We start from the raw sequence: 25,598 nt of genomic DNA on the forward strand, positions 1-25,598 counted from the left end.
CCGCACCCACGCCCACCGTGACTGCGTACCGCACACACCGTACGACACTCCGTCAGTGTGTTCGAGGCCGGGCGGGTGACCGTTCGTCCGGTGTGCCCCCGGCGTGCGCCCGGTTCACGACTTCCGGTGAGCTGTCGCGACAACGCCCTCCCCGCCGCGTCCGGTTCGTCACGCTCGGCGGTGCAGCGAGGGACGAGCGTTCGGCCAGCCACGGGCGGCCGACCAGAACGAAGGGCTCAGCCATGCAGGGATGGAGCACCCGCCGCCGGGACGCGCGACTCAGGCGTCTGGGGCCGTCGCGGGCGGAGCGGACGGCGCGGTTGCCGTACCCCGACGGGTGGTTCGGGCTGGCGACCAGTCGGGAGGTCGGGCGCGGAGCGGTGGTGACGCGGCGGTTGATGGGGGACGACGTGGTGCTCTACCGCACCCGAGGCGGGCGCCTGCGCGCCGTACGCCCCTTCTGCCCGCACCTCGGCGCGCACCTGGGCCACGGCGGGGCCGTGCGCGGCGAGAACATCGTCTGCCCCTTCCACCACTTCGAGTTCGCCCCGGACGGGGCGTGCGTCGCTACCGGGTACGGCAGCAGCCCGCCGCCGAAGGCGCGGCTGGGGACGCTGCACGTACGGGAGGTGGACGACCTGATCTACGTGTGGCGGCACGCGCAGGGGCAGCCGCCCTCGTGGGAGATCGAGCCGTGGCCGCTCGACGCCGCGTACCCCACCCCGTACGGCAAGCGGCACCTGCTGCGCGACCATCCGCAGGACGTGGTGGAGAACATCGTGGACTTCGGCCATCTGACCCCCATCCACGGCACGGTGGGCGAGGTGCTGAGCGAGCCCCGGTTCGAGGCGGAGAGGCTGCGCACCAGCTTCCGCATCCTGCCGGCCGGCGGTGACACGGCGGCCTGGGTCTCGGCCGCGGCCCCGGAGCTGACGGTGCGGGTGCAGGGGCTCGGCATCGTCTACACGAGCGTCGAGGTGCCGAAGATCGGTTGTCACATCCGTACGGTGCTGACTGCCACGCCGGTGAGCCCGACCCACGTCGAGGTGTACGTCTCCGGCACGATGTGGTTCGACCGGCTCGGGCGCGGCCGGGCGGCCGGGGCGTTGACCAGCGCCCTGTCCCGGCCGCTGGCCTGGGTGGGCTCGTTCGACTTCGGCAAGGACTTCCCCGTCTGGGCGCACAAGACCTACCTGGAACGCCCCCGGCTCGCCAAGGGCGACGGCCCGATCATGAACTACCGCCGCTGGGCGCGACAGTTCTACAGCGAGCCGCTGGGGGCGGACGTCGCGGAGGAGGCCGGGTAGCGACCGAGCGTGGACCGGCGCCTCAGCGGGCGGCTGCATTCACCCCCTCGCGGAGGCTTTCCCTACCGTCGGTGCTGCGTCTTATTCATGACCACACAGAACGCCGAGCGAGCCGGCAAGAGGTCCGTCACGATGGACCAGTCGTTGATCGAGGAAGTCGAGGAGCGTATGGGAAAGGGCGGCTTCTCCTCCGTCGTTGCCGAGGCCCTGGAAGAGTGGCTCGCCACCCAGGAGCTCCGCGAGGTCGTGGCCGCCGATCAGGAGGCGTTCGGCCCCGTCTCCCCCGAGGCCCGGCGACAGGCGGAACAGGAGTGGTGAGCGAGCGTCTCAAGGCCAAGCTCAGGAGTGAGGGCACGCTCGTCCTTGAGACCCAGGGGCTTTCCGCGCACGTCGAGGGCGAGGGGGATACGGACCCGCATCGAGGTCGCTCAGCAGAGTGGGCGACGAGTGGCGCTGTCGCGCTCCCACCGTGAAAATCGTCCACGTCTGAGAAGTCGGCCGGCGTTCGCCGGGCCGCTCGGCCTTCCGCCTCGCGACCCGGCGTCAGATCATCAGGCGCGCGGAGCCACCTTGCTCAGCCCGTTGATGATGCGGTCCATCGCGTCGCCGCCCGACGGGTCGGTCAGGTTGGCCAGCATCTTCAGGACGAAGCGCATGAGGATGGGGTGGGTCAGGCCGCGCTCGGTGGCGATCTTCATGATCTTCGGCTGGCCGATGAGCTTCACGAAGGCGCGGCCGAGCGTGTAGTAGCCGCCGTAGGTGTCCTTGAGGACGCGCGGGTAGCGCTCCAGCGCGGCCTCGCGCTGGGCGGCGGTCGGGCGGGCCTTGGCCTGGACGATGACCTCGGAGGCGATCTGCGCCGACTCCATGGCGTACGCGATGCCCTCGCCGTTGAACGGGTTGACCATGCCGCCCGAGTCGCCGACGAGCAGCAGGCCGCGCGTGTAGTGCGGCTGCCGGTTGAACGCCATCGGCAGCGCGGCGCCACGGATCGGGCCCGTCATGTGCTCGGGCGTGAACTGCCACTCCTCGGGCATCGAGGCGCACCACGCCTTGAGGACCTCGCGCCAGTCCAGGTCCTTGTAGCCGCTGGAGGTGTTGAGCACGCCCAGGCCCACGTTGCAGGTGCCGTCGCCCATGCCGAAGACCCAGCCGTAGCCCGGCAGCAGCTTGGGGGTGTCGCCGCGGCGGTCCCACAGTTCGAGCCAGGACTCCAGATAGTCGTCCTTGTCGCGCGGGCTGTCGAAGTAGGTGCGCACGGCCACGCCCATCGGGCGGTTCTCGGCCCGGTGCAGGCCCATCGCGAGGGAGAGCCGTGAGGAGTTGCCGTCGGCCGCGACGACCAGCGGCGCGTGGAAGGTGACCGGCGTCTTGTCCTGGCCGAGCTTGGCGTGCACGCCGGTGATCCGGTTGGTGCGCGGGTCGATGATCGGCGCGCCCACGTTGCACTGCTCGTACAGCCGCGCCCCCGCCTTCTGCGCCTGCACCGCCAACTGCTCGTCGAAGTCGTCCCGCTTGCGGACCAGGCCGTAGTCGGGGTACGAGGCGAGGTCGGGCCAGTCGAGTTGGAGGCGGGTGCCGCCGCTGATGATGCGCAGGCCCTGGTTGCGCAGCCAGCCGGCCTCCTCGCTGATGTCGATGCCCATCGCGACGAGCTGCTTGGTGGCGCGCGGGGTCAGGCCGTCGCCGCACACCTTCTCGCGCGGGAACGACGTCTTCTCCAGGAGCAGGACGTCGAGGCCGGCCTTGGCGAGGTAGTACGCGGTGGTCGAGCCGGCCGGGCCCGCGCCGACCACGATCACGTCGGCGGTGCGCTCGGAGAGCGCGTCGTCGCCGAGGCCGACGGCGACGGCCGACGGCGTGCGCGGTGCCTTGGTGCGGGCCGTGTCCTCGCTGGCGGCCGTGTCCTTGGTGACGGCCGTGTCCTTGCTGGTGGCGGCGGGCTCGGAGGGCGAGGCCGCGGCGTCGGCGGCGGGCTCGGCCTCCGGGCCCGGGGCGGCGGCTGCCGGTTGCGTGGCGCTGGTCGCGGCGGACTCGGCTGCTCCGGTCCCGTTACCGGTACCGCCCGTCCCTGGGGCGTCGGTCTCGGAGGCGCCGGTCTGGGGAAGGTCGGTCTCGGCGGGGGCGTTCTCGCTCACGGAGGTTCTCCCGAAGACTCGGTATCTGCGTGCCGGTCGCGCCGGGCACTGGACGGGTGCAGTCTATGTGGCGTACGCGAACTCGCGAGAAGGGCGCCCTCATGCCGATATCCGGAGCTACTGTGCAGTTGCGAGTACCGATCCCCGAGGACGCGGCTGCCTGGCACCGGCTCTTCGACGACCCCGACGTCATGGAGTTCCACGGCGGCGCCTCCCATGACCTCGCCCATTACGAGGAGTTCGCCGCCCGCCAGCGCGCCCACCACGACCACATCGGCGTCTGTCTCTACACCCTGCTCGACGCGGCCGGCGAGCCGGTCGGCTTCACCGGCGCCCAGCCCTGGCCGCACGAGTGGGGCCCCAAGGGCGAGATCGAGATCGGCTGGCGGCTCGGCCGCGCGCACTGGGGCCGGGGTTACGCGACGCTCGCCGCCGAGACGACGCTGGAACGGGCCCGCGCGGTCGGCATCCGGCACGTGGTCGCGATGGTCGCCGCGGAGAACGCGCGCTCCATCGCGGTCATCCAGCGGCTGGGCATGAAGGAGTCCGAGACGTACGTCTCGCCGGTCTCCAAGACCCGCGGGCTCTGTTTCCGGCTCGACCTGTAGGGGCGGCGGCCCCTCCCCTGGTCCGCGGCGGCCGGCCGTCGCCTTGGATGGCGGTGACCGGCCGTCGTTTCCTGGGGGCGGCGACCGGCCGTCGTTCCGGATGGCGGCGGCCGGCCGTGCTTCCGGGTGGCGGCCCGGTGGTCGGCCGGGAGGCTGGGGTTACGGGCCGGTGACCGGCCGTACGTCAGCCGCCCTCGGACCAGGTGTCCAGGGCCGCGTCGAACGCCTCGCGGTCCACGGCGAACGTCTCGGCCGGGCCCTGGAAGTAGATCGCGTACTCCGTGCCGTCCTCCGTGACGTACGCCTGGTCGATGGCGTGCATCGCCCGGCCGGTCTTCTTCTCGACCCAGCGGAACTCCCAGCGGGCGCCGTCCCGGCCCTGGAAGGTGTTGGCGGAGAGGTCGAGTCGCTCGTAGTCGCCGGTGCGTGCGGACGTGATGCCCTCCAGCTCGCGGAAGTGCTCGATCGCCGACTGGCTGGTGCCGCGCAGCACACCGATGCGCAGGTAACTGTTGTCCTCCTCGGCGCCGGGCCCGCGGTAGTCGATCTGGCCGCCGCGCATCTCGCGCGCCCAACCGGTCGGCACGGCGAGCGAGAAGCCCTGCGGGTCCCGCGCCGTCCGGTAGCCCTCGGGCGGCTCGCCGGGCCCGAGGTCGCCCGCCGCGTCGGGCGAGGAGTCGCCTGACGGGGTGTCGGCCGGGGCGTCGGTGGGGGCGTCGGTGGGGGCGGGGGACGCCGGGTCGGTGGGCGTGGTGGGGGCGGCCCCCGGAGCGGAGGGTTCGCGCGCGGCGGGCGACTCGCGTCCGCCGTCGCCGGACACGTCCGTGCCGCCGTCCGGGTCGGTGCCGCCCGGGGGCTCGCTCTCCGCCGCTACGGGCGTCCGGTCGTCCTCGCCGTCGTCCCGCAACACCAGCACACCGGCCGTGGCCCCGCCCCCGACCACGAACGCCGCCACCCCCACCGCGAGCCACACCAGCACCCGCCGCCGCCTGGACGCCCGCCGAGCCGCCCCCGCCCCACCGGTCCCGTGGGTCCCACCTGCGCCACCGGCCCCACCGGTCACGACGACCGGCGTGGCGGGTGGGGTGCCGTGCTGCTGTCGCGGGGGTGGGGTGGCGTATCCGGGTGGCTGGGCCGGGGCGTACGGGCCGGGGTGCGGCGGCCCGGCGTACGGCGACGCCTGGTTGGCCACCTGGGGCACCACCGGTGGCGGACCGGGGTGCGGCTGGGGCCGCGACGGACCGTAGCTGGGCGGGCCGGACGGACCGGGCGGGGTGGGCGGTGGGGTGGTGGTCCCGGCGGGCAACGTGGGCGGGTGGACCGGTGGCCGGGCCGGCGTCGGCGTCGTGCCCGCGGCCGGATGGCGGGCCGTCAGGGGCGTGCCCGGAACGGTCGGTGGGTCGACGTGCGGTACGTCCCGCGCGGTGTGCGACCGGGTCGGCGCGTCCGGCGACACGGTTTCGGAGTCGTCCTGGCCGGGGTCGGGGCCAGGGTCGCGACCGGGCTCGTCCGGGTGCGGACCGGTGTCAGGCGCCTTGGCCAGTACGGCGGTTGAGGCGAGCGTGGGCGGCTCGTCGGCGGGGGCCGGGGGAACGTCCGGGCCCGGGGCGAGGAGGTCGCCCCCGCACCCCATGCAGAAACGCGCCTCGATCGGTGCCGAGGCACCACAGGCAGAGCAGGACTTCGACGGCACGGGTGGCACGGGTTGCTCCGAGGGTTCGGCGCGGCGAGGTGAGGCGTGGGGGTGGGCGCATACTCTAGCGGCGGCCGGGCCCGCCGTCCCCCGCCACGGCAAGGTCAACCCCCCATGCCCCTCCCCGACTTGCTCCCCCGCCCCACGCGCACCGGGCGCCCCGCCCGACAAGCCGCGAGCCGCGCGGAACGGCAAGCCACCCGGCAGCCACCGCTCGCCGCCCCGGGCCACCCGCCGGAAACCACCCACCGGGAACCGTCACCGGAAGCCATCCACCGGAAGCCACCCACCGGAAACCACCCGCCGCGAGCCGGCACCGCGGGCCGGTCAGCCCCAGGTGAGCGGGTCGAGGTGGAGGTAGAAGCGCAGGCGGTCGTGGTCCAGGGGGGTGCCGTACCGCCCGGCGAACTCCGCGTCCGCCGCCCGGGCCCGCTCCTCGTCCGGCCAGGTCTCGCGCGCGTTGGTGAGCAGCAACGCCAGGTCGGCGTGGCGGTCGGCGAGGCCGAGGCGGCCCAGGTCGACGAAGCCCGACACGTCGAGGGTGCGCGGGTCGAGGAGGATGTTGGGCAGGCACAGGTCCCCGTGGCTGACGACCGTGTCGGCCGCCTCCTGCTCCCGTCGCAGGGCGAGCTGCCCGGTGAGGCGGGCCAGCAACTCCGGGGCGGGCGTGTGCCGCTGCTCCTCCGGGAGGAAGTCCGGGTTCACGGCGTCCCGGGACACGACGTCGCGCGCCACGGCGACCACACCGTCCAGCCCCCGCCGGAACGGGCACTCCGCCACCGGCACCGCGTGCAGCCGGCGGACCGCGTCCGCGATGGACTCCCAGGCGGCCCGCAGCTCGGCGGCGGACACCTGGTCGGCGGGTACGCCGGGGACGGCGCTGGTCAGCAGGCAGGCGCCGGCGTCGGTACGACACCAGTCGAGCACCCGGGGGCCCGACAGGTCCCGTCCGCCGAACCAGGCGACCCGGTCGCGCTCGGCCGCCAGCTCGGCCACGTCGGCGGCGGGCACGCACTTGGCGTACCGGGTGGCGCCGGCGTCGCGGAACACGAGGGCCCCGGACTCGCCCGAGGTGACCGGCAGCCAGTCGCCCTCCGTCAGGCCGAACAGCGCCGGCGACAGGGGCGGCGACAGAGGCGGGGGCGCGGCGTGGTCGCTCATGGCGGCCACCCTAGCCAGGCCGCGCCCGCCGGCCCGGGCCGGTGTCGGGCCGACGCGGACCGCCGGCCCCCGGCAGGATCGGCTAGCCGCCCTGCGGCTTCGTGCCCCGGTGCAGGGCGACGACACCGCCGGTCAGGTTGCGCCAGGCGACGCGGGACCAGCCGGCGCGCTGCAGGATCGCGGCCAGGCCAGGCTGGTCGGGCCAGGCGCGGATGGACTCGGCGAGGTAGACGTACGCGTCCGGGCTGCTGCTCACGGCCGTGGCGACCGGCGGCAGCGCCCGCATCAGGTACTCCGTGTAGACCGTGCGGAACGGCGCCCACGTCGGCTGGCTGAACTCGCAGATGACGATCTTGCCGCCGGGCCTGGTCACGCGCAGCATCTCGCGCAGCGCGCCCTCGGTGTCCTGCACGTTGCGCAGCCCGAAGGAGATCGTGACGGTGTCGAAGACGCCGTCCGCGAACGGGAGTCGGGTGGCGTCGCCGGCCGTGAGCGGCAGGAACGGGTTGCGCTGCTTTCCGGCCCGCAGCATGCCCAGCGAGAAGTCGCAGGGCACGACGTACGCGCCGGCGGCCGTGAACGGCAGGGACGACGTCCCCGTACCCGCGGCCAGGTCGAGCACCCGCTCCCCCGGGCGCGCGTCCACGGCGCGCGCGACCGCCTTGCGCCACAGCCGGGACTGCCCGAGCGAGAGCACGTCGTTGGTGAGGTCGTAGTTGGCCGCCACGTCATCGAACATCGCGGCGACTTCGTGCGGCTGCTTGTCCAGGGAAGCTCGGGTCACCCTCCCATTGTTCACCCGGCCTCCCCCGGCCCCCCTCGGGGGTCGCCCCGACGGCGAGCCGGCCGACCCGCCACGACGAAGGCCCGGCCCCGACGCCCGGACGACCGTCCGGCGGCGACGACGACGGCCGGCCCCCGGCGGCGACACCCCCGCGACTCAGCGGCGGGCGGCGCCCCGCGACTGAGCGGCAGCGCTCGGCGTCTCAGCGGCGGCGCCCCGCGACTCAGCGGCGGCGGAAGACCAGGCGGCCGTCGAGCACCGTGGCCACGCAGCTCGCCGCGCCACGGGTGGCCAGCTCGGCGACCTCGGCCACGGCGAACACCGCGAAGTCGGCCCGGGCCCCGGGCGACAGCGGGCCGGTGAAGGTGGTCTCGGGTGGTGTGCCGGCGGGCAGGGCGGCTATCGGGTCGAGCAGGGCGGGCACCGGCGGGCCGGTGGCCCCGGCCGGGTCGGGCGTGGCGCTCGCGCGCGACCCGGGGATCACGACGAGGCCCGCCCTGGCCACCGCCGTGCGCACCGAGGGCCGCGCGAAGGGGCCGGCCACCGCCGTCGTGCCGTGCCGCAGCATCCGCTGGGTGCCGCGCCGCGCGGACTCGCCCCAGCGCGCGTCGGCCAGCCCGAGGTCGGCCAGCGCGGCGGGGTCGGCCAGCGGCTCGGTGCCCAGGCGCTCGGCCTCGCGCGGGTCCGGGTGGTAGGCGGCCTCAAGGAGCGCCGCGGCCCGCGCGTTGAGCAGCCCCGGCGTGAGCAGCCCGGGCCAGCGCCGCTCGCGCGCGCCCGGGTGCTCGGCCGCCATCTCCTCGTACGGGCCCACCGCGGCGATGCGGGCGCCGTCCACGACGACCGCCCCGTCCGCCACGGGCTCCGCCCCCGGGCCCGTGAGCAGCAGCTCGGCCCCGTGAATCGTCAGCACGCGCCGCCCCCCATCCCGGTGATGTCCGTAACGGCCCCCGAACCGGTCCGGTTCAGCGGGCGTCGATGAGCTTGAGGGCGGGGTGGGCCGTGCCGCCGTCGATCGCGGTCGACGACAGGTGCGAGACGACCTTGTCGTCCACCGGGTCGTTGGCCGGGTCGTCGTGCACCACCAGGTGCTCGTACGTCGTGGCGCGCTGCGCCGGGACCCGGCCCGCCTTGCGGATCAGGTCGATGATCTCCATCCGGTTGGAGCGGTGCCGGGCGCCGGCCGAGGAGACCACGTTCTCCTCCAGCATGATCGAGCCCAGGTCGTCCGCCCCGTAGTGCAGCGAGAGCTGGCCGACCTCCTTGCCGGTGGTCAGCCACGAGCCCTGGATGTGCGCGACGTTGTCCAGGAAGAGGCGCGCGATGGCGATCATCCGCAGGTACTCGAAGAGGGTGGCCTGCGTCTGGCCCTTGAGGTGGTTGTTCTCCGGCTGGTACGTGTACGGGATGAAGGCGCGGAAGCCGCCCGTGCGGTCCTGCACCTCGCGGATCATCCGCAGGTGCTCGATCCGCTCGGCGTTGGTCTCGCCGGTGCCCATCAGCATCGTGGAGGTGGACTCGACGCCCAGGTTGTGCGCGATCTCCATGATCTCCAGCCAGCGCTCGCCCGACTCCTTGAGCGGCGCGATGGCCTTCCGCGGGCGCTCCGGCAGCAGCTCGGCGCCCGCGCCGGCGAACGAGTCGAGCCCCGCGGCGTGGATGCGCCGGATGGCCTCGTCGGCGGTGACGCCGGAGATCCGCGACATGTGCTCGATCTCGGAGGCGCCCAGCGAGTGGATGACGAGCTGCGGGAACGCCTTCTTGATCGCCGCGAAGTGCTCCTCGTAGTACTCCACGCCGAAGTCCGGGTGGTGGCCGCCCTGGAACATGATCTGGGTACCGCCCAGCTCGACGGTCTCCGCGCAGCGGCGCAGGATGTCGTCCAGGTCGCGGGTCCAGCCCTTGTCGTGGGCCTTGGGCGGGGCGTAGAAGGCGCAGAACTTGCAGGCCGTCACGCACACGTTGGTGTAGTTGATGTTCCGCTCGATGATGTACGTCGCGATGTGCTCCGTCCCGGCGTACCGCCGGCGGCGCGCGGCGTCGGCGGCCGCGCCGAGCGCGTGCAGAGGCGCGTCCCGGTACAGGTCGAGCGCCTCCTCCGGGGTGATCCGACCGCCGCCGGCGGCGCGGTCGAGGACGGACTGCAGATCGGCGTTCTCCGTCACCGGGGCGTCCCTTCCGGAGGGTTACGTACGGACATCAGTCAGCGTACGCCAGGGGTCCGACACCCCGGCCCGCGGCCGGCCAACCCCCGCGACCTGCGGCGCGGTGGTTGGTGACGTAGACCACGGCCACCCCCGCCGGCCCATCGGCCCATCGGCCCGCCGCCCCGTCGGCGCGACGGCCCATCAGCCCCGTCGGCCCGGTCGGGGCGTCAGTCCGCCGCCGGCTGCTTGACCATGCGGGCCACCGGGCGCCCGGCCGCCTCGTCCTGGGACTTGTAGACGAGCTTGCCGGTCTCCCTGTCCAGCGTGTACGTGGCCCGCGCCGTCACGCCCGTGCACAGGAACGAGCCGCCTTCCTTGGTCTCGTCGGTGGCCTCGGTGATCGTCAGCCGGGTGTTCTGCTCCGTCACCGAGCGCAGCGTGCCCTTGGCGTAGCAGCGCTGCCCGAAGACGTCGGTGACCGCCTCGACGACGACCGTCCCGGTGCGGCCCTGGCGGACGGTCGCGATGTGCTCGCCGTTGTACTTGCCCTTGGCGTACTGGGGGCCCTTCCAGGTGCCGATGAGGTTCTTCGGCACGTCGCCCCCGGCCGGCACGCTGCCCGGCGCGGTCGGTTCGCCGCTGGCCGGCTGCGAGCCGTCGGGCGCTGGCGTGCTGCCGCTGGAGCGGGGGGACGGGGCCTGGCTCTGCTTCTCGCCACCGGCGTGCGTGTCGCCACCGCCGCCGCCCCGCATCGCGTCGTAGACGACGACCGCCGTGGTCGCCGCGGCGAGCGCGCCGGCGACCGAAAGCACCAGCGAACAGCTCAGCCACCTCGGCCGGTCGCGCCGCCCGAACCCGGCCGACAGCGCCATCCGCCGTTCCCGCCCCGCCCGATCCGCGCCATCCGCGCCGCCCTCGGAGCCGTGCGGACCGCTGCCCGGGTCGCTCGGAGCGCCGCCCGGCCGACGCGGGGCGCCCTCACCGGCGCCAGCGTCGACGGCCCCGGTCGCCCGCCCCGCGCCCGCCGTGGCGGCCTCCGCCACAGCGGCCCGGCTCCCCTCCGGCGAGCGACGCGGCGCCGCGACCGGGGCCGGGGCCGGGGTACCGGCGTGGCTGGCGCCGCCGGGCTGGCTGACGTCGCCGGGGTGCTGGGACTGACTGGCGTGGCCGGTGCTGCCGGCGCGGCCTCCGTACGAGGGGTCGGGCGGCCCGAACGCCCCGGCGCGTACGCCCGAGTCCATCCCCACCGTCTCGGGCCCGAGCGCCTCGGGGGACAGCGTCGTCGGCCCACCGGATGACGGGCCGGCCTCGGCGGAACCGGCGGCCCCGGCGGAACCGGCGGCGGGCCAGGCGGGGGCGGGTGGCGGTGTCGGGGACGGGGCCGACTCCAGCGGCTCCGCCTCCAGGTCGAGCAACTCCATCGCGCGCCGGCTGGCGCCCTCCACCAGCGGGGCGGGCAGCCACCCGGGCCGCACCAGGCCGGCCGCGCCGCCACCCGCGCCCGCGTCCGTATCCCCGCCCGCGTCGGCGGTCAGCCGGCGCACCAGCTCGGCCGGTGTGGGGCGGTCGGTCGGGTCCTTGGCCAAGCAGTCGGCGACGATCGCGCGCAACTCGCCCGCCAGCGATGCGCCCAGCTCCGGCTGCTCGTGCACGACCCGGTAGAGCAGCGCGGCCGAGGAGTCGCCGGGAAAGGGCGGCCGGCCGGTGGCGGCGTACGCCAGGACCGCGCCCAGCGAGAACACGTCGGCGGCGGCCGACGCGCCCTGGCCGAGGATCTGCTCGGGCGACATGTAGCCGGGCGATCCGATGGAGACGCCGGTGGAGGTGAGGGAGGCGGTGCCGTCGATGGCGCGGGTGATGCCGAAGTCGATGAGCCGCGGCCCGTCCAGGGCGAGCAGCACGTTCGACGGCTTGACGTCGCGGTGCACCAGGCCCAGGCCGTGCACGGCCACCAGCGCCTCCGCCAGGCTCGCGCCCAGCGCGCGTACGCAGGACACCGGCAGCGCGCCCAGTTCCTCGACGGCCTGGGTGAGCGAGGGCCCGGCGACGTAACCGGTGGCCACCCAGGGCACCGCGGCCTCCGGATCGGCGTCGAGCACGGGGGCCGTCCAGGCGCCGCCCACCCGCCGGGCCGCCTCCACCTCGCGCCGGAAACGGGCCCGGAACTGTGCGTCCGTCGCGAAGTGCGGGTGGACCAGCTTCACGGCGACGGTGCGTCCGCCCGCGCTGCGGCCCAGGTAGACCCGGCCCATCCCGCCCGAGCCCAGGCGCCGCAGCAGCCGGTACGCGCCGATGCGGCGGGGATCATCCGGTTCCAGTGGGTACATCGTGTGCCTCCCCCTCCACTGCGCCGCCCAGCTTAGGTGCGCGGCGCGCGGCGCGGGCAGGGTACCGGCGACCGCGCTCGGCCCGTGGGCCAAGGCCGCCCCCACGCGTGGACCGCGCCCGGGGCGAGCGGGCGGCGGCCGTACGGCGGGGCGTCAGGGTGGGGCACGGGGCGGGGAGTGATCCCGGTCCCCGGGGTGTGGTCCCGTCGCCGGGGTCAGTGGGCGCCGTTGGTCAGCAGGTCCACGCGGACGTCGGCGGGGAAGCCCGTGGTGGGGCCCGTGCGGCGGGCGAACTCGGCGATGCCGGCGAGCTGGTCGGCGCCGAGGCTGAAGTCGAGGGTGGTGAAGTACCGTTCCAGCACCTCCGGCTCGAACGCCTCCCACCGCGCCGCCTGTTCGGCCACCTTGGTGACCTCCTCCAGCGAGACGTCGCGCGAGGACAGGAACGCCTCGTGCACCTTGTGCACCAGCTCCGGCTCCCGCTCCAGGTAGGAGCGGCGCGCGGCCCAGACCGCGAAGACGAACGGCAGTCCCGTCCAGTCCTTCCACATCTGACCCAGGTCGTGCACGTCGAGCCCGAACCTGGGCGCGTAGTGCAGGTTGGCCCGCAGCGCGGCGTCGCCGATGAGCACCGCCGCCTGCGCCTCCTGCATCATCAGCCCGAGGTCGGGCGGGCAGGTGTAGTACTCGGGCTGTACGCCGAAGCGCTCGGAGAGCAGGAGTTGCGCGAGCCGTACGGAGGTGCGCGACGTCGAGCCGAGGGCGACGCGTGCGGCGTCCAACTGGTCCAGCGGCACCTGGGAGACGATCACGCACGACATGACCGGGCCGTCGCAGCCGACCGCGAGGTCGGGGAAGGCGACCAGGTCGTCCGCGTTCCGCAGGAACTCGACCAGGGTGACCGGGGCGATGTCCAGGTCTCCGCGGACGAGCTGCTCGCTGAGCTTCTCGGGGGTGTCCTTGGTCAGCTCGAGATCGAGGAGGCTGCCGGTGCGGGCGAGCCCCCAGTACAGCGGAAGACAGTTGAGGAACTGGATGTGGCCGACCCGCGGCCGGCTCCGGCGGTGGCCGGTGGCGGTAGCGGCGACAGGGGTTGAATTGTCCACATCCGGAGGCTAGCCCCGGGGTGATGGGTGGGTGGCGCCGGGGGGGCGCGGTGGCGCGGCGCGGGGGATTGTGCCGGCTGCCCGGGCCCCGTTGACGTGCGCGCTTTTCCCTTCCGTGGCGCCTGGAAACCGCCCGTCCTCGTGATCTTTCGCTCTTTCCCCTCGGCATCTGCCGTGCTAGGCTCGCCGCAAGTTGCAGTTTGGTTTCCCTTGCAGTACAGAGCCTGCGGAGCATGTGACGCCGCAGGCTTTTGTAGTTTTCAGACTTCTCGCAGGTTCTGGAGCAGGGCAACCCTTTGGCCCAAGGAGGGCTTATGGCTACCGGAACCGTGAAGTGGTTCAACGCTGAAAAGGGCTTCGGCTTCATCGCCCAGGACGGCGGCGGCCCGGATGTCTTCGTCCACTACTCCGCGATCAACGCCTCTGGTTTCCGCTCCCTGGAGGAGAACCAGCAGGTCAACTTCGACGTCACGCAGGGTCCGAAGGGCCCGCAGGCGGAGAACGTAACCCCTGTCTGATCCTTTGGATCCGCAGCGGGTTCGGCCATCGCGGTCGGCACCTATTCGTTCCTGATGTAGTACCCAAGGAGCCCTGCTCCCCGTTTCGACGGGAAGCGGGGCTCCTGCCTTTTTCCGGTCCCCGTCTCTCGCCGCTCCCGTACGCCTCTTCGGTGTTGTCGACTCCGACGGAGCCCTGGTGAGTTCTGGCGACTTTTGCGCTGCCCCTCGCTCGCTTCTTGCGGGTTCTTGCCGGGTTTCCCTCGTGTTTCTACGGAGTTCCGGCCTCCGCGTTCCGCGTTCCGCGTGGTCAAGGTCGCGGCCCCCATTTCCCGGGGCGGGGCTCACTCGCGGGCGTACAGTTCCTCGATCTCCGTGGCGAAGTCCCTGGCCACCGCGGTCCGGCGCAGCTTGAGCGAGGGTGTGAGGTGGCCGGACGCCTCGGAGAAGTCGACCGGCAGCACCCGGAAGCGGCGGATCGACTCGGGGCGGGAGACCAGCGTGTTGGCGTCGTCCACGGCCCGCGCCAGCTCCGCCCTCAGCACCTGGTCCCGGACGAGTTCGGGCAGCGGCACCTCCTGCTTGCCGCGCATCCGGCGCCAGTGCGCGAGGCCGTCCGGGTCCAGGGTGATCAGGGCGGTGACGTACGGGCGGTCGTCGCCGACGACCATGCACTGGCCGACCAGCGGGTGGGCTCGCAGCCGGTCCTCCAGCGGCGCGGGCGCCACGTTCTTGCCGCCGGAGGTGACGATCAGCTCCTTCTTGCGGCCGGTGATGGTGAGGTAGCCGTCGGCGTCCAGGCCGCCGATGTCGCCCGTCGCGAACCAGCCGTCGGCCGTGGTGGCCGGCGTGCTCGTGCCGCGCTCCCCGTCCCAGTAACCGGCGAAGACCTGGCCGCCACGGAGCAGCACCTCCCCGTCGTCGGCGATCCGCACCGCGCTGCCGGGCATCGGCCAGCCGACCGTGCCGAGCCGGGGCGCGAGCGGCGGCGTGACGGTGGCGGCGGCGGTGGTCTCGGTCAGGCCGTACCCCTCGAAGACGTCCACGCCGGCGCCGGCGTAGAACGCGGCCAGCCGGTGTCCGAGCGGCGAGCCGCCGCACACGACGTACCGCACCCCGCCCCCGAGCACGGCCCGGATGCGGCGGTAGACCAGCGCGTCGTACAGCGTCCGGGCCACCTTCAGACCCGGTCCGGGGCCGGGGCCCGTGCCGCGTTCGGCGGCCAGCACGGCCCGGCCGTAGCGCTGGGCGACGCGCGTGGCGCGGTCGAAGGAGGCGGCGCGGCCCATGCGCTCGGCCGTGGCCCGCCCGGTGTTGTGGACCTTCTCCAGGACGTACGGGATGGCCAGCAGGAACGTCGGCCGGAAGCCCGCGAGGTCGGCGAGCAGGTCGTCGGTCTGGGTGCTGGGCGCGTGGCCCAGGCGGACCCGGGCGCGCAGGCAGCCGACCGCGATCATCCGCCCGAAGACGTGGGCCAGCGGGAGGAAGAGGAGGGTCGCGGCGGGCTCCGTGCTGGTCGCACGGAAGACCGGGTGCAGCAGTTCGATGCCGTTGTCCACCTCGGCGAAGAAGTTGGCGTGGGTGAGCACGCAGCCCTTGGGGCGACCGGTGGTGCCCGAGGTGTAGACGAGGGTGGCGATGTCGGCGGGCTGGCGCTGTCGGCGCCGCGCGGCCACCTCCTCGTCGGGGATGTCGCGCCCGCTGGCGCCGATCTGGCCGATGGCGCCGGCGTCGAGTTGCCACAGGTGGACCAGGCCGGGCAGGCGGGTGCGCTCCCCGCTGACCAGACGGGCCTGCTCGACGCCCTCGACGGCGCACGCGGCGGCGCCCGAGTCGCGCAGTATCCAGTGGGTCTGGAGCGCGGAGGAGGTCGGGTAGATCGGGACGGTGACCAGCCCGGCGGCCCAGGCGGCGAAGTCGAGGAGGGTCCACTCGTAGCTGGTACGGGCCATGATGGCGAGCCGGTCGCCGGGGCGCAGGCCGTGCGCGATGAGCCCCTTGGCGGTGGTGAGCACGGCGGACGCGAACTCGGCCGCGGTCACGTCCCGCCACGTGCCGTCCGGCTGCTTGCGGCTGAGCACGGCCTCGGTGGGCGCGTCGGCCGCGTTGTCGAACGGGATGTCGCCGAGCGAGCCGCGCGTGACCTCGGGCACGAACGCCGGCACGGCCACCTCCCGTACGACGCCTGCCACGACGGTCTTCACCGGCTCCACCAGGACGGGCGGCCCCGCCGCCGCGGCACCGGGCAGCGGGCGGTCCGTCCGGCCCGCCGCCTGTCGCGGGAGGTCAGGGCCCTGCTGGGCGGGGTCGGGGGCAGCGGTACGCGAACCGGGGTGGTGGGGGCGCGCGGAGCGTGCGGACCGCGCGGGGTGCTGTGGGGACACGAGCGGCTCCAGGTTCTGCTGGGTGACTCCTGTGGTGGTGTTTCGGGGTGCGCGTCGTGCGGAGGTGCGGGTAGTGCGGAGGTGCGGGGCGTGCGGAGGTACGGCGGCTCGGCTGGCGGCGGGGCGGGGGTGAGGGTGGCCGCCGGGGTGAGACCGACCAGGCCGCCACGTAGGCGGGTGGCCTACTCGGGCGGGTGGAGTCGAGCGCGTGCGCGCGGTCGAGCGGGGGTGCGTGGGCGCGCGGGAGGGGGCGGGGCGGGCGGCGGCCCGCCCCAGGTCCTTGCGGCGGTCACCGTCGGCCAGCTCCTGACCGCTCAGTAACCTTACTTGCAAGTAAGCTACGCCAGAAGAAGCGGTTGGCCAATGCCTGAACCCCACATCGCGGCCGCGATGTGGGGTTCGGTTCCACCGCTACGGCGCGGGCGCCGCGCCCGCCACGGGCCGGCCGGGGCCCCCGCCGGCGAGGTCAGGGCCCGGTGGCCGGGCCCGTGGCCGTCACGCGCTCGGCTGCCACTTCTGGTCGCGCAGCAGGTTGCCGAGGCCGGCCCAGGCGAAGTTCATCAGCGTGGCCGCGGCCTCCTTGGCCGTCGGGCCGCCCGGCGAGCCCGCCCAGTCGGCCATCGACTCGGCCGCCCCGACCAGGGCGTACGCCAGGCCGGCCACCTCCCGGTCGGCGAACTCCGGGTCGCAGTCGGCCTCCTTGGACGCCTCGCCGATGAGCTGTTCCACGAAGCTGACCAACTCGGCGCGCATGGCCGCCACCTCGCGCACGAACGGTTCGCCCTGCGAGCGCGCCTGGCTGTGCAGGACGGCCCAGCCGTCCGGGTGCTCGGCGGTGTACGTGAAGAGGCCGCGCAACCCGCTCCACAGTTGCCGGTCGGCCGGCACGTCGCGCTCCACGGCCGCGCGCACCGCCGCTACCAGCGCCTTCGCCTCGCGCCTGATGCAGGCGGTGAACAGTTCTTCCTTGGAGTTCAGGTACAGGTACACCAGCGGCTTGGAGACCCCGGCCAGTTCGGCGATGTCGTCCATGGAAGCGGCCCGGTAGCCCCGTCGCGCGAAGGTCCGCACGGCGGCGTCGAGCATCTGCTGCTCCCGCACCGCCCGCGGCATCCGCTTGCTCCTACCGCCACCCATGTGCAACGCCCCTCCGAGAACCCAACGTGCTGACGAGTAAAGCTACGTTCCCCACCCGGGCATCATCCCCGCCAGGCGCCGACCGCGAGAAGTGATCGACGGGACGGGGGCGATGCCTGCTTCCCATGTCACCGGTGTGCTGGGTGCGCACGGGCCCGGCCTCTGGGCCGGCGACCCGCGATCAACGAGCCACCACCGACGAGCCGCCACCGCGCGCACCGGTGCCCCGGTCGCGCCGGGCGACCGGGGCACCTGGTGACTCGCGGTCCGCTACGCGGCCGCCGGCAGCGCGCCGTCCTGCTTGCCCTCCGGCTGGCCCTCGTCCAGCGGCGAGGCGGAGGCCGTCTCGTACGCCCGGTGGTCGAGGATCTTCTCGCGGGCCGAGACCAGGACCGGGACGAGCGCCTGGCCGGCCACGTTGGTGGCGGTGCGCATCATGTCCACGATCGGGTCGATGGCCATCAGCAGGCCGACGCCCTCCAGCGGCAGGCCCAGCGTGGACAGGGTCAGGGTGAGCATCACGGTGGCGCCGGTGAGGCCGGCCGTGGCGGCGGAGCCGATCACCGAGACGAACGCGATCAGCAGGTAGTCGCCGATGTCGAGCTGCACGTCGAAGATCTGCGCGATGAAGATCGCCGCGATGGCCGGGTAGATCGAGGCGCAGCCGTCCATCTTGGTCGTGGAGCCGAAGGGCACGGCGAAGGACGCGTACTCCTTGGGCACCCCGAGCCGCTCGGTGACCTTCTGCGTCAGCGGCATGGTGCCCACCGACGAGCGGGAGACGAAGGCGAGCTGGATCGCCGGCCAGGCGCCACGGTAGAAGTGCAGCGGGTTGAGCTTGGCGACGGTGGCGAGCAGCAGCGGGTAGACGCCGAACAGGACCAGGGCGCAGCCGACGTAGATGTCGGCGGTGAAGGTCGCGTACTTGCTGATCAGGTCCCAGCCGTACTCGACGATCGCGGTGCCGATCAGGCCGAGGGTGCCCAGCGGGGCCAGCTTGATGACCCACCACAGGGCCTTCTGGAGCAGCTCCAGGACGGCCTGGCTGAGGTTCAGGATCGGCTCGGCCTTCTCGCCGAGCTGGAGGGCGGCGGCACCGGCGACGGCCGCCATGAAGACGATCTGCAGGACGTTCAGCTCGGTGAACGGCGTGATCACGTCGCTGGGCACGATGCCGGTGAGGAAGTCGAGCCAGGAGCCCTTGTGCTCGGGCTTGGCGCCGTCGGCCGGGGTGAGCCCGGTGCCGGAGCCGGGGTTGGTGACCAGGCCGATGAACAGGCCGATGGCCACGGCTATCAGCGAGGTGGCCATGAACCACAGCAGGGTGTGGGTGGCCAGCCGGGCCGCGTTGTTGACCTTCCGCAGATTGGTGATCGACACCAGGATCGCGAAGAAGACCAGCGGGGCGACGGCGAGCTTCAGCAACTGGATGAAGATCGAGCCGATCTTGTCCAGCGTGGTGATGAGCCACTGGACGTCACCGCTGCGGGCGGCCCAGCCGAGCAGCGCACCGGCGACGAGGCCGAGGAGGATCTGCGCCCAGAAGGGAACCCGCAGGGCGCGCGGGACGGACAGGCGTGGGGACGACAACGGACACTCTCCGAGGACAGACGGATGCCAGGTCAGATGTGGATCAGGGGGCGGCGCCTGGAGCTCCGCTGAGATACGGGGTCTCCGGCCGCTGTGCGCACGTACTAGAGGCGGCGACAGGCCGCAGACAGACAGCGGCAAAGATCGATGTGCAGGCGCGCCACGAGCGGAACGCTCGTGGGGAATCGGGGCGCGGCTGCGGTCAACATGGCAATGACGTTAACACTTTAACTTTGGGGAACCCAAAGGAGATCTTTGGGACGAGCCGCCCCCTCGGGCCTCGCGGGCCGGCGTGCGGGCGGCCGGACCGCGCTCCGGGGGCGACCCCGTACGCGCCCGGGGAACGCCAACGCCCCCACCGCGGGCGGCAATGCGCGGTGGGGGCGTGGGGTGAGGTGGTGGGGGCCGGCGTCGCGCCGGCCCGACCGGGGTGTGAGGAGCCTTACACCCCGTCTTCCTGGGTCTGGTGGGCCACCAGGCGCTCCTTGGCGCGGTCCACCTTGCCGACGATCTGCTCCGACATGGCGTCCCGCTGCTTGCGCAGCACCACGAAGCTCAGCGGTGCCGACACCACGATCGCCAGGAGCAGCACCCACAGCAGGTTGGAGTCGCCCAGACCGGACGGCAGGACGCCGAAGTGGACCAGGCCCCACAGGGCCAGGAAGCAACCGACGAAGATGCCCAGACGCATGGCGGTGTATCGGAGCGTGGCGCTCGACGTGAGAGACACGGCTGGTCTTCTTTCTCCCGGGGGTGCTGCGGTATCGGCCGGATGGTGTTCGCCTGCCCTTCTAGTGAATCACGTCGGAAAAGCACCGTGGGAGGCGGCTCCACCGTCCGTCGCCGGCCCGGCCCCCGAGCCTCAGTCCAGCCGCAGCCACATGCAGATGTCGTCCCGGTAGTCGCCCTCCGCCACCCTGATCGACTCGGGTACGCGGCCGACCTCCTTGAAGCCGACCGTGGCGTAGAAGGCGTCGACCCCCGTGCCGCCGCGCACCCCGAGGCGCAGCGAGGCGAAGCCCAGGTCACGCGCCATGTCGATGGCCTCGCGCAGCATGGCCTTGCCGTGTCCGCCGCCCTGCAGGGTCGGTTCGATCATGACGGTGACCAGCGTGGCCCAGTGCGTCATCAGCCGGTGCCGGTTGGACGCGATGAACACGGTGCCGACCAGTCGCCCGTCGGCATACGCGGCGAGCAGGCGCGCCCCTCCCCCGCGCACCGCGTCGAGCTGCCCCTCGGCCACCGGGCGGATGTCGCCGTCCGCGACGGGCGGCACGAAGCCGACGGCGCCGCCCGCGTTGGTCACGTCGACCCACAGCCGCACCAGTTCGTCCTGGAGGGCGGGGGTCAGCTCGGGATCGCGTACATAGGTAAGGGTCATTTCTGGATCGTAGCCATTACCTGTCGCAGAGCGCACCCCTCCTTCGATGTGACGCACGCGGCACCGACCCCCCTTGACCAGCGCGGGGGCCGCCGTTCCGGATACGGCGGCGCGGGATGGGCGCGGCCGGCGGGGGCGTGGCGGGCCGTGCGCGGCCGGACGTACGGCCCGCCGTCGCGGCCCGTGCGCGGGCGGGCGGGCTCAGGGGCGGGAGTCGAGCGCCCGTACGGCCACCCGCAGGTCCGCGACCAGGCCGGCGAAGACGGCCTCGCGGTCGTCGGCGCGGAGCACCGCCGAGGGGTGGATCGTGGCCAGCAGGCAGTCGCCCCGGCCCTGGTAGTCACCGATGGCCGGGCACGGCAGCAGCACCCCGCGCTCCTTGCTGACCCGGAACGACGAACCGAGCAGCGCCTTGCCCGCGCTCGCGCCGAGCGCCACCAGCACCTCGGGGTCGAGCAGCGCCAGCTCGGCCGCCAGCCAGGGGCGGCAGGCGCTCAGCTCGCGCAGGTTCGGCGGCTTGTGGATGCGGCGCTTGCCGCGCTCGGGGACGTGCTCGAACTTGAAGTGCTTGACCGCGTTGGTCACGTACGTCCGCTCCGGGTCGATCCCGGCCTCCTCCAGGGCCCGGTTCAGCACGTGGCCCGCGGGCCCCACGAACGGGTGCCCCTTGCGGTCCTCCTGGTCACCCGGCTGCTCGCCGACGAGCACCAGCGGCGCCTTCGCGTCCCCCGCCCCGAAGACGGTCTGGCTGGCCGGACCGTGCAGCGGGCAGCCCCGACACCCGGCCGCCGCCCGGCGCAGCCCGGGCAGCTTGGCCCGGGCCGGCACGAACGGGGTCGCGTCGTACGCCCGCTCCGGCTCACCGACCTCGCCGCGGGCGGGCTTCGCCGCGCCCCGCGCGCTGCTGCTGCTCCTGCCACCGCCGCTGGTCACGCGGGCCGGGTACCCGCGCGGGCCCGGCTCAGACGCCGCCGCCCGCGACACCACCGCGAGGGCGGCGTCGCGGGCGGCGACGGACGGGCTCGGCTCGCTGGGGCCGGGGCCGTGGAGACCTGGTCAGAGGCGCATCGGCTGGGGCGCGTCGCGGCGGGCCGGGTCGGGGCCCTCGTACTCGCGCAGGATCTCGTAGCGCGTGTTGCGCTCCACCGGGCGGAAGCCGGCGTCCCGGATCAGGTCGAGGATGTCCTCGCGGGTCAGCTTGTCGGGGGTGCCGTAGTTGTCCGCGTCGTGCGTGATCTTGTACTCGACGACCGAGCCGTCCATGTCGTCGGCGCCGTGCTGGAGCGCCAACTGGGCGGTCTGCACGCCGTGCATCACCCAGAACACCTTCACGTGCGGCACGTTGTCGAACAGCAGCCGCGAGACCGCGAAGGTCTTCAGCGCCTCGGCGCCGGTGGCCATGGTGGTGCGGGCCTGGAGCCGGTTGCGGACCTTGCCGTCCTTCACGTCCACGAAGTCGTGCTGGTAACGCAGCGGGATGAAGACCTGGAAGCCGCCGGTCTCGTCCTGGAGTTCACGCAGCCGCAGCACGTGGTCCACCCGGTGGCGGGGCTCCTCGATGTGCCCGTACAGCATCGTGCACGGGGTCTTGAGGCCCTTCTCGTGCGCCAGGCGGTGGATGCGGGACCAGTCCTCCCAGTGGGTGTCGTGGTCCACGATGTGCTGCCTGACCTCCCAGTCGAAGATCTCGGCACCGCCGCCGGTGAGCGATTCGAGGCCGGCGTCGATCAGCTCGTCCAGGATCTCGGAGGCGGAGAGCCCGGAGATCTTCTCGAAGTGCTGGATCTCGGTGGCCGTGAAGCACTTGAGGGAGACCTGCGGCAGGGCCTCCTTCAGCGCCCGCAGCGAGCGCGGGTAGTAGCGCCAGGGCAGGGTCGGGTGCAGGCCGTTGACGATGTGCAGCTCGGTGAGGTTCTCCGCCTCCATCGCCTTGGCCAGCCGCACGGCCTCCTCGATGCGCATGGTGTACGCGTCCTTCTCGCCCGGCTTGCGCTGGAAGGAGCAGTACGCGCACGAGGCCGTGCACACGTTGGTCATGTTGAGGTGGCGGTTGACGTTGAAGTGGACGACGTCACCGTTCTTACGGGTGCGCACCTCGTGCGCGAGGCCGCCGAGCCAGGCCAGGTCGTCCGACGCGTAGAGGGCGATGCCGTCCTCGCGCGTCAGCCGCTCCCCGGCGCGGATCTTCTGCTCCAGCTCCCGCTTGAGCCCCGCGTCATTCGTTGACACGGCCATAGACCCAGCCATCCGGCGCCTCCCATATACCTCTGTCCATCGGGCTGCACCGAGCGTACTCCCCGCCGCGCGCGCCCCACCCGCCCGGCTCACACCAGCGGCGGGCGGCGGGTGGGGTGCGCCACGTTTAGGCCCCCGGGGACGCGGTCACACGTCCTCGGGCAGCTCCCCGACCCGGTTCTCCCACTTGGTGGAGAGCACGATCGTGGTGCGCGTACGCGAGACGCCGGTGGTGCCGGACAGGCGGCGGATGGTGCGCTCCAGGTCGTCCACGTCGCCGGCGCGGACCTTGAGCATGTACGAGTCGTCGCCCGCGATGAACCAGCAGTCCTCGATCTCGGCCAGGTCGCGCAGCCGGTCGGCCACGTCCTCGTGGTCCACCGCGTCGGAGAGCTGGATGCCGATGAGCGCCGTCACGCCGAGGCCGAGCGAGGCGGAGTCGACGGTCGCGCGGTAACCGGTGATCACCCCGGCCGCCTCCAGGCGGTTGATCCGGTCCGTGACGCTGGGCCCGGACAGACCCACGAGCCGCCCCAGCTCCGCGTACGAGGCCCGACCGTTCTCCCGCAGGGCCTGGATGAGTTGCCTGTCCACCGCGTCCATGTGACGGCACGCACCTTTCAAAGTTCTGCGATCAAGAAGGTTTGGGTGTAGAATCTAAGGCATGCAGGGCGCGATGTCCTGCGAATCTCTAGCTGAACTACCTCAATCAACGACGATTCTTCAGGAGTGAGCTACCCCTTGTACACGATCGAGATGGCTTATGCCCGCATGCGTGAGCTGCAGGAGCTGGCCAACCGCTCGCGTGCTCAGCAGGCTGCGCAGCAGCAGCGCGAGACCTCGGCCAAGGCCCACAAGGGCCGCGCCAAGAAGCGCTGATCCCAGCCGCACCGCATCGACCCGATGCGGCCTGACGCCCGGCGTCAGGCTCGCGCACTCCGGCGCCCACGCGTCCCGCCGGAGCCGCGCCCTCAGCAGGACGCGTCACGGCGGCAGGGCACGGGGCAGCACCAACCCCCCGGCCTGCCGCTTCTCCATGTCCGGGGCCCGCTCCGCGAGGCCCGTACGCGCCGCCGAAACGCACCCCGAGGCACCGACACCGGAGCCCCGCCGCGGCGCTACCCCGCACGGCGCGAACCACTGGCACCACCGAGTTCCCCCTCCCATCGGCGGTACAGCGCGTGCGGCACCCCCGCCGCGTCCAGCGCCCGCCCGGCGACGAAGTCCACCAGTTCCTGGATGTGCCTCGCTCCCGCGTAGAACGCCGGCGAGGCGGGCAGCACCACGGCGCCCGCCTCGTCGAGCGTGACCAGGTGCCGGAGCGTCTGTCCGGTCAGCGGGGACTCGCGCAGCGCGACGATCAGCGGCCGGCGCTCCTTGAGCGTCACGCTCGCCGCCCGTTGCAGCAGGTCCTTCGAGAGCCCGAGCGCGACGCCGGCCACGCCCGCCGTGCTCGCCGGGACGATGATCATCCCTTGCGCCGGGTACGAGCCGGACGACGGGCCGGCGGCCAGGTCACCGGCGGTCCAGTAGCGCACGTCGGCGGTCTTGTCGGGGGCCTCGTCGCCGCTCTCGGCGGCGAGTTGCCGTACCTCGTCGGCGAACGCGTCCGCGCTGCCGTCGGCGCCCCGCGCCAGCCAGCGGACCAGGTCCGCGCGCCAGTGCGCGTCGCGGAAGGAGATGCCGGTCTCGTCGAGCAGGGTCAGCCGGGCGGCGCGGCTGATGACCAGGTCAACGGGCTCGCCCGCGCGCAGCAGCGCGCGGATCACGGAGGCCGCGTAGGGCGTGCCGGAGGCGCCGGACACCCCCACGATCCAGGGTCGGCGCTGGGGTGCGGGTTGGAGTCGTTCCACGGACCGAGCCTATCCGGCACCCCGTGGCGCCCATCCGGCCGCCGGTGCCCCGGCCCTTTCCGGGACGCCGCCGACGGTGCCGGGGCCGGGTGGGCAGGCCCCGGGAGGCGGCGCTCCCGGGGGTGGATGCGCCCCCGGATCGGCGGGCGCACGCGGGCGGTCGCGCGCCCCAGGGCGGCCCCGACCCGGGCGCCCGCGCGCCCCACCGCCGCCCGTGCCGAGACCAACCCCGGGCCCGGCCCGGCCCGCCCGGCCCGGCCCGCCCGGGCCCGCCGGCCGGGCCCGCCGGCCGGGCCCGAACCCGCCGCCCGGCCCGTGGCTCAGAGCGTCAGGCCACGCACGAACAGGTCGGCCAGCGTGCACACGAAGAGCACGATCCCGATGACGCCGTTGACGGTGAAGAACGCCCGGTTGAGCCGGGACAGGTCGTGCGGGCGCACGATGGAGTGCTCGTAGACGAACGCCACCGCCACGATCGCCAGGCCCACCCAGAACAGCGCGCCCGCGTCCGTCGCCAGCGCGTACCAGACCAGCAGCCCCATCGTCACGACGTGGCTGCCGCGCGCGCCGTACAGCGCCGCCGGGATGCCGAACCGCGCCGGTACCGACTTCACGCCGTGCGCCCGGTCGGCCGCCACGTCCTGGCAGCCGAAGATCAGGTCGAAGCCGCCGATCCACACGCCGACCGCGAGGCCGAGTATCACCGCGTCCCACGACCACGCCCCGGTCACCGCGAGCCACGCCCCTATCGGGCCCATCGCCTGCGCGATGCCGAGGATGGCGTGCGGGAAGTTCGTGAACCGCTTCCCGTACGGATAGACCACCATCGGCACCACCGCGACCGGCGCGAGCACCAGGCACAGCGGGTTGAGCAGCGCGGCGGCGCCCAGGAAGAACACGAGCGCCACCAGCGCGCCGGTCCACGCCGAGCGCACCGACACCGCCCCGGTGACCAGCTCGCGCCCGGCCGTGCGCGGGTTACGCGCGTCGATCTCGCGGTCGATGATGCGGTTGGCGGCCATGGCGAAGGTCCGCAGCCCCACCATCGCCAGCGTCACCAGGAACAGCGTGCCCCAGTGGATGTTCTCGTCCTCGCCGTACATCGCGGTCAGCGCCGCGATGTACGCGAAGGGCAGCGCGAAGACCGAGTGCTCGATCATCACCAGCCGCAGGAACGCCTTGACCTTGCCGGGTGGGGCGGGCTCGGGCCCGATGACTTCCGACGTTGCCGATTCAGCACTCATGGGGGCGGC

General features: G+C 73.5%; 23 protein-coding genes. 5 read left to right on the forward strand and 18 right to left on the reverse strand.

The annotated features are described in order from the left end of the window. Positions 1-242 precede the first annotated feature (242 nt). Together OYE22_RS13430 and OYE22_RS13435 are read left to right on the forward strand one after the other, a co-directional pair. The gene (locus OYE22_RS13430; RefSeq protein WP_277320624.1) at positions 243-1,307 is read left to right on the forward strand and encodes a Rieske 2Fe-2S domain-containing protein; all 1,065 of its coding nucleotides are present in this window, start codon (positions 243-245) and stop codon (positions 1,305-1,307) included. An 87-nt stretch (positions 1,308-1,394) separates the two neighbouring features. Further along, positions 1,395-1,625 carry a ribbon-helix-helix domain-containing protein gene (locus tag OYE22_RS13435; RefSeq protein WP_277320625.1) on the forward strand — a complete coding sequence of 77 codons (231 nt, stop codon included), beginning with the start codon at positions 1,395-1,397 and terminating at the stop codon, positions 1,623-1,625. 233 nt (positions 1,626-1,858) lie between these two features. Here OYE22_RS13435 and OYE22_RS13440 read toward each other — a convergent pair whose 3' ends face one another. Further along, complete coding sequence (locus OYE22_RS13440; protein ID WP_277324120.1) at positions 1,859-3,109, reverse strand: geranylgeranyl reductase family protein; 1,251 nt, start codon at positions 3,107-3,109, stop codon at positions 1,859-1,861. Positions 3,110-3,546: 437 nt separating this feature from the next. Here OYE22_RS13440 and OYE22_RS13445 point away from each other — a divergent pair, with 437 nt between their 5' ends. Next, positions 3,547-4,053 carry a GNAT family N-acetyltransferase gene (locus tag OYE22_RS13445; RefSeq protein WP_277320626.1) on the forward strand — a complete coding sequence of 169 codons (507 nt, stop codon included), beginning with the start codon at positions 3,547-3,549 and terminating at the stop codon, positions 4,051-4,053. A 184-nt stretch (positions 4,054-4,237) separates the two neighbouring features. On the opposite strand, the gene OYE22_RS13450 is transcribed toward OYE22_RS13445, so the two are convergent. From OYE22_RS13450 to OYE22_RS13480, 7 genes are all read right to left on the reverse strand, one after another. Continuing rightward, positions 4,238-5,686: a hypothetical protein gene (locus OYE22_RS13450; RefSeq protein ID WP_277320627.1), complete on the reverse strand. Its 1,449-nt coding sequence runs from the start codon at positions 5,684-5,686 to the stop codon at positions 4,238-4,240. A gap of 387 nt (positions 5,687-6,073) precedes the next feature. After that, the gene (locus tag OYE22_RS13455; RefSeq protein ID WP_277320628.1) at positions 6,074-6,907 is read right to left on the reverse strand and encodes an APH(3'') family aminoglycoside O-phosphotransferase; all 834 of its coding nucleotides are present in this window, start codon (positions 6,905-6,907) and stop codon (positions 6,074-6,076) included. Between the two features lie 82 nt (positions 6,908-6,989). Beyond that, positions 6,990-7,691, reverse strand: a complete 702-nt coding sequence (locus OYE22_RS13460; RefSeq protein WP_277320629.1) for a demethylmenaquinone methyltransferase — start codon at positions 7,689-7,691, stop codon at positions 6,990-6,992. A gap of 223 nt (positions 7,692-7,914) precedes the next feature. Then, entirely contained in the window at positions 7,915-8,601 is a 687-nt protein-coding gene (locus OYE22_RS13465; protein WP_277320630.1) for a hypothetical protein, read from the reverse strand. Positions 8,602-8,653: 52 nt separating this feature from the next. Further along, positions 8,654-9,853 (reverse strand): cyclic dehypoxanthinyl futalosine synthase, encoded by a 1,200-nt coding sequence (gene mqnC, locus OYE22_RS13470; protein ID WP_277320631.1) that lies wholly within the window; start codon positions 9,851-9,853, stop codon positions 8,654-8,656. A gap of 209 nt (positions 9,854-10,062) precedes the next feature. Next, positions 10,063-12,162 carry a serine/threonine-protein kinase gene (locus OYE22_RS13475; RefSeq protein WP_277320632.1) on the reverse strand — a complete coding sequence of 700 codons (2,100 nt, stop codon included), beginning with the start codon at positions 12,160-12,162 and terminating at the stop codon, positions 10,063-10,065. A gap of 215 nt (positions 12,163-12,377) precedes the next feature. Continuing rightward, positions 12,378-13,268, reverse strand: coding sequence for a menaquinone biosynthesis protein (locus OYE22_RS13480; RefSeq protein WP_277320633.1), 891 nt, complete (start codon positions 13,266-13,268; stop codon positions 12,378-12,380). Between the two features lie 314 nt (positions 13,269-13,582). On the opposite strand from OYE22_RS13480, the gene OYE22_RS13485 reads away from it, so the two are divergent. After that, positions 13,583-13,786 (forward strand): cold-shock protein, encoded by a 204-nt coding sequence (locus OYE22_RS13485; RefSeq protein WP_003984261.1) that lies wholly within the window; start codon positions 13,583-13,585, stop codon positions 13,784-13,786. 323 nt (positions 13,787-14,109) lie between these two features. Here the strand turns inward: OYE22_RS13485 and OYE22_RS13490 are convergent, their stop codons facing one another. The 8 genes from OYE22_RS13490 to OYE22_RS13525 form a co-directional block, all read right to left on the reverse strand. Beyond that, on the reverse strand, positions 14,110-15,957 hold the full coding sequence (locus OYE22_RS13490) for an AMP-dependent synthetase/ligase (protein ID WP_277324121.1): 1,848 nt from the start codon (positions 15,955-15,957) through the stop codon (positions 14,110-14,112). 687 nt (positions 15,958-16,644) lie between these two features. Beyond that, positions 16,645-17,286 (reverse strand): TetR/AcrR family transcriptional regulator, encoded by a 642-nt coding sequence (locus tag OYE22_RS13495; protein ID WP_176163381.1) that lies wholly within the window; start codon positions 17,284-17,286, stop codon positions 16,645-16,647. A 270-nt stretch (positions 17,287-17,556) separates the two neighbouring features. Beyond that, positions 17,557-18,876, reverse strand: coding sequence for a dicarboxylate/amino acid:cation symporter (locus OYE22_RS13500; RefSeq protein WP_277320634.1), 1,320 nt, complete (start codon positions 18,874-18,876; stop codon positions 17,557-17,559). A 442-nt stretch (positions 18,877-19,318) separates the two neighbouring features. Then, complete coding sequence (locus tag OYE22_RS13505; protein WP_277320635.1) at positions 19,319-19,606, reverse strand: DUF4229 domain-containing protein; 288 nt, start codon at positions 19,604-19,606, stop codon at positions 19,319-19,321. Between the two features lie 132 nt (positions 19,607-19,738). Beyond that, complete coding sequence (locus OYE22_RS13510; protein ID WP_187060078.1) at positions 19,739-20,257, reverse strand: GNAT family N-acetyltransferase; 519 nt, start codon at positions 20,255-20,257, stop codon at positions 19,739-19,741. 201 nt (positions 20,258-20,458) lie between these two features. After that, a complete protein-coding gene (locus OYE22_RS13515) occupies positions 20,459-21,085 on the reverse strand; it encodes a UdgX family uracil-DNA binding protein (RefSeq protein ID WP_277324122.1) in 627 nt (208 codons plus the stop codon). Between the two features lie 228 nt (positions 21,086-21,313). Further along, a complete protein-coding gene (gene mqnE, locus OYE22_RS13520; protein ID WP_277320636.1) occupies positions 21,314-22,492 on the reverse strand; it encodes an aminofutalosine synthase MqnE in 1,179 nt (392 codons plus the stop codon). Positions 22,493-22,639: 147 nt separating this feature from the next. Then, the gene (locus tag OYE22_RS13525) at positions 22,640-23,095 is read right to left on the reverse strand and encodes an Lrp/AsnC family transcriptional regulator (protein WP_176163376.1); all 456 of its coding nucleotides are present in this window, start codon (positions 23,093-23,095) and stop codon (positions 22,640-22,642) included. A gap of 138 nt (positions 23,096-23,233) precedes the next feature. On the opposite strand from OYE22_RS13525, the gene OYE22_RS13530 reads away from it, so the two are divergent. Continuing rightward, a complete protein-coding gene (locus tag OYE22_RS13530) occupies positions 23,234-23,371 on the forward strand; it encodes a hypothetical protein (protein WP_277324440.1) in 138 nt (45 codons plus the stop codon). Positions 23,372-23,610: 239 nt separating this feature from the next. Here OYE22_RS13530 and OYE22_RS13535 read toward each other — a convergent pair whose 3' ends face one another. Together OYE22_RS13535 and mqnP are read right to left on the reverse strand one after the other, a co-directional pair. Further along, positions 23,611-24,345 (reverse strand): UbiX family flavin prenyltransferase, encoded by a 735-nt coding sequence (locus tag OYE22_RS13535; protein ID WP_277320637.1) that lies wholly within the window; start codon positions 24,343-24,345, stop codon positions 23,611-23,613. 320 nt (positions 24,346-24,665) lie between these two features. Then, positions 24,666-25,589, reverse strand: coding sequence for a menaquinone biosynthesis prenyltransferase MqnP (gene mqnP, locus OYE22_RS13540; protein WP_277320638.1), 924 nt, complete (start codon positions 25,587-25,589; stop codon positions 24,666-24,668). Between the last annotated feature and the right edge of the window lie 9 nt (positions 25,590-25,598).

The sequence above is a fragment of the Streptomyces sp. 71268 genome, from assembly GCF_029392895.1.
Classification (GTDB): Bacteria; Actinomycetota; Actinomycetes; order Streptomycetales; family Streptomycetaceae; genus Streptomyces.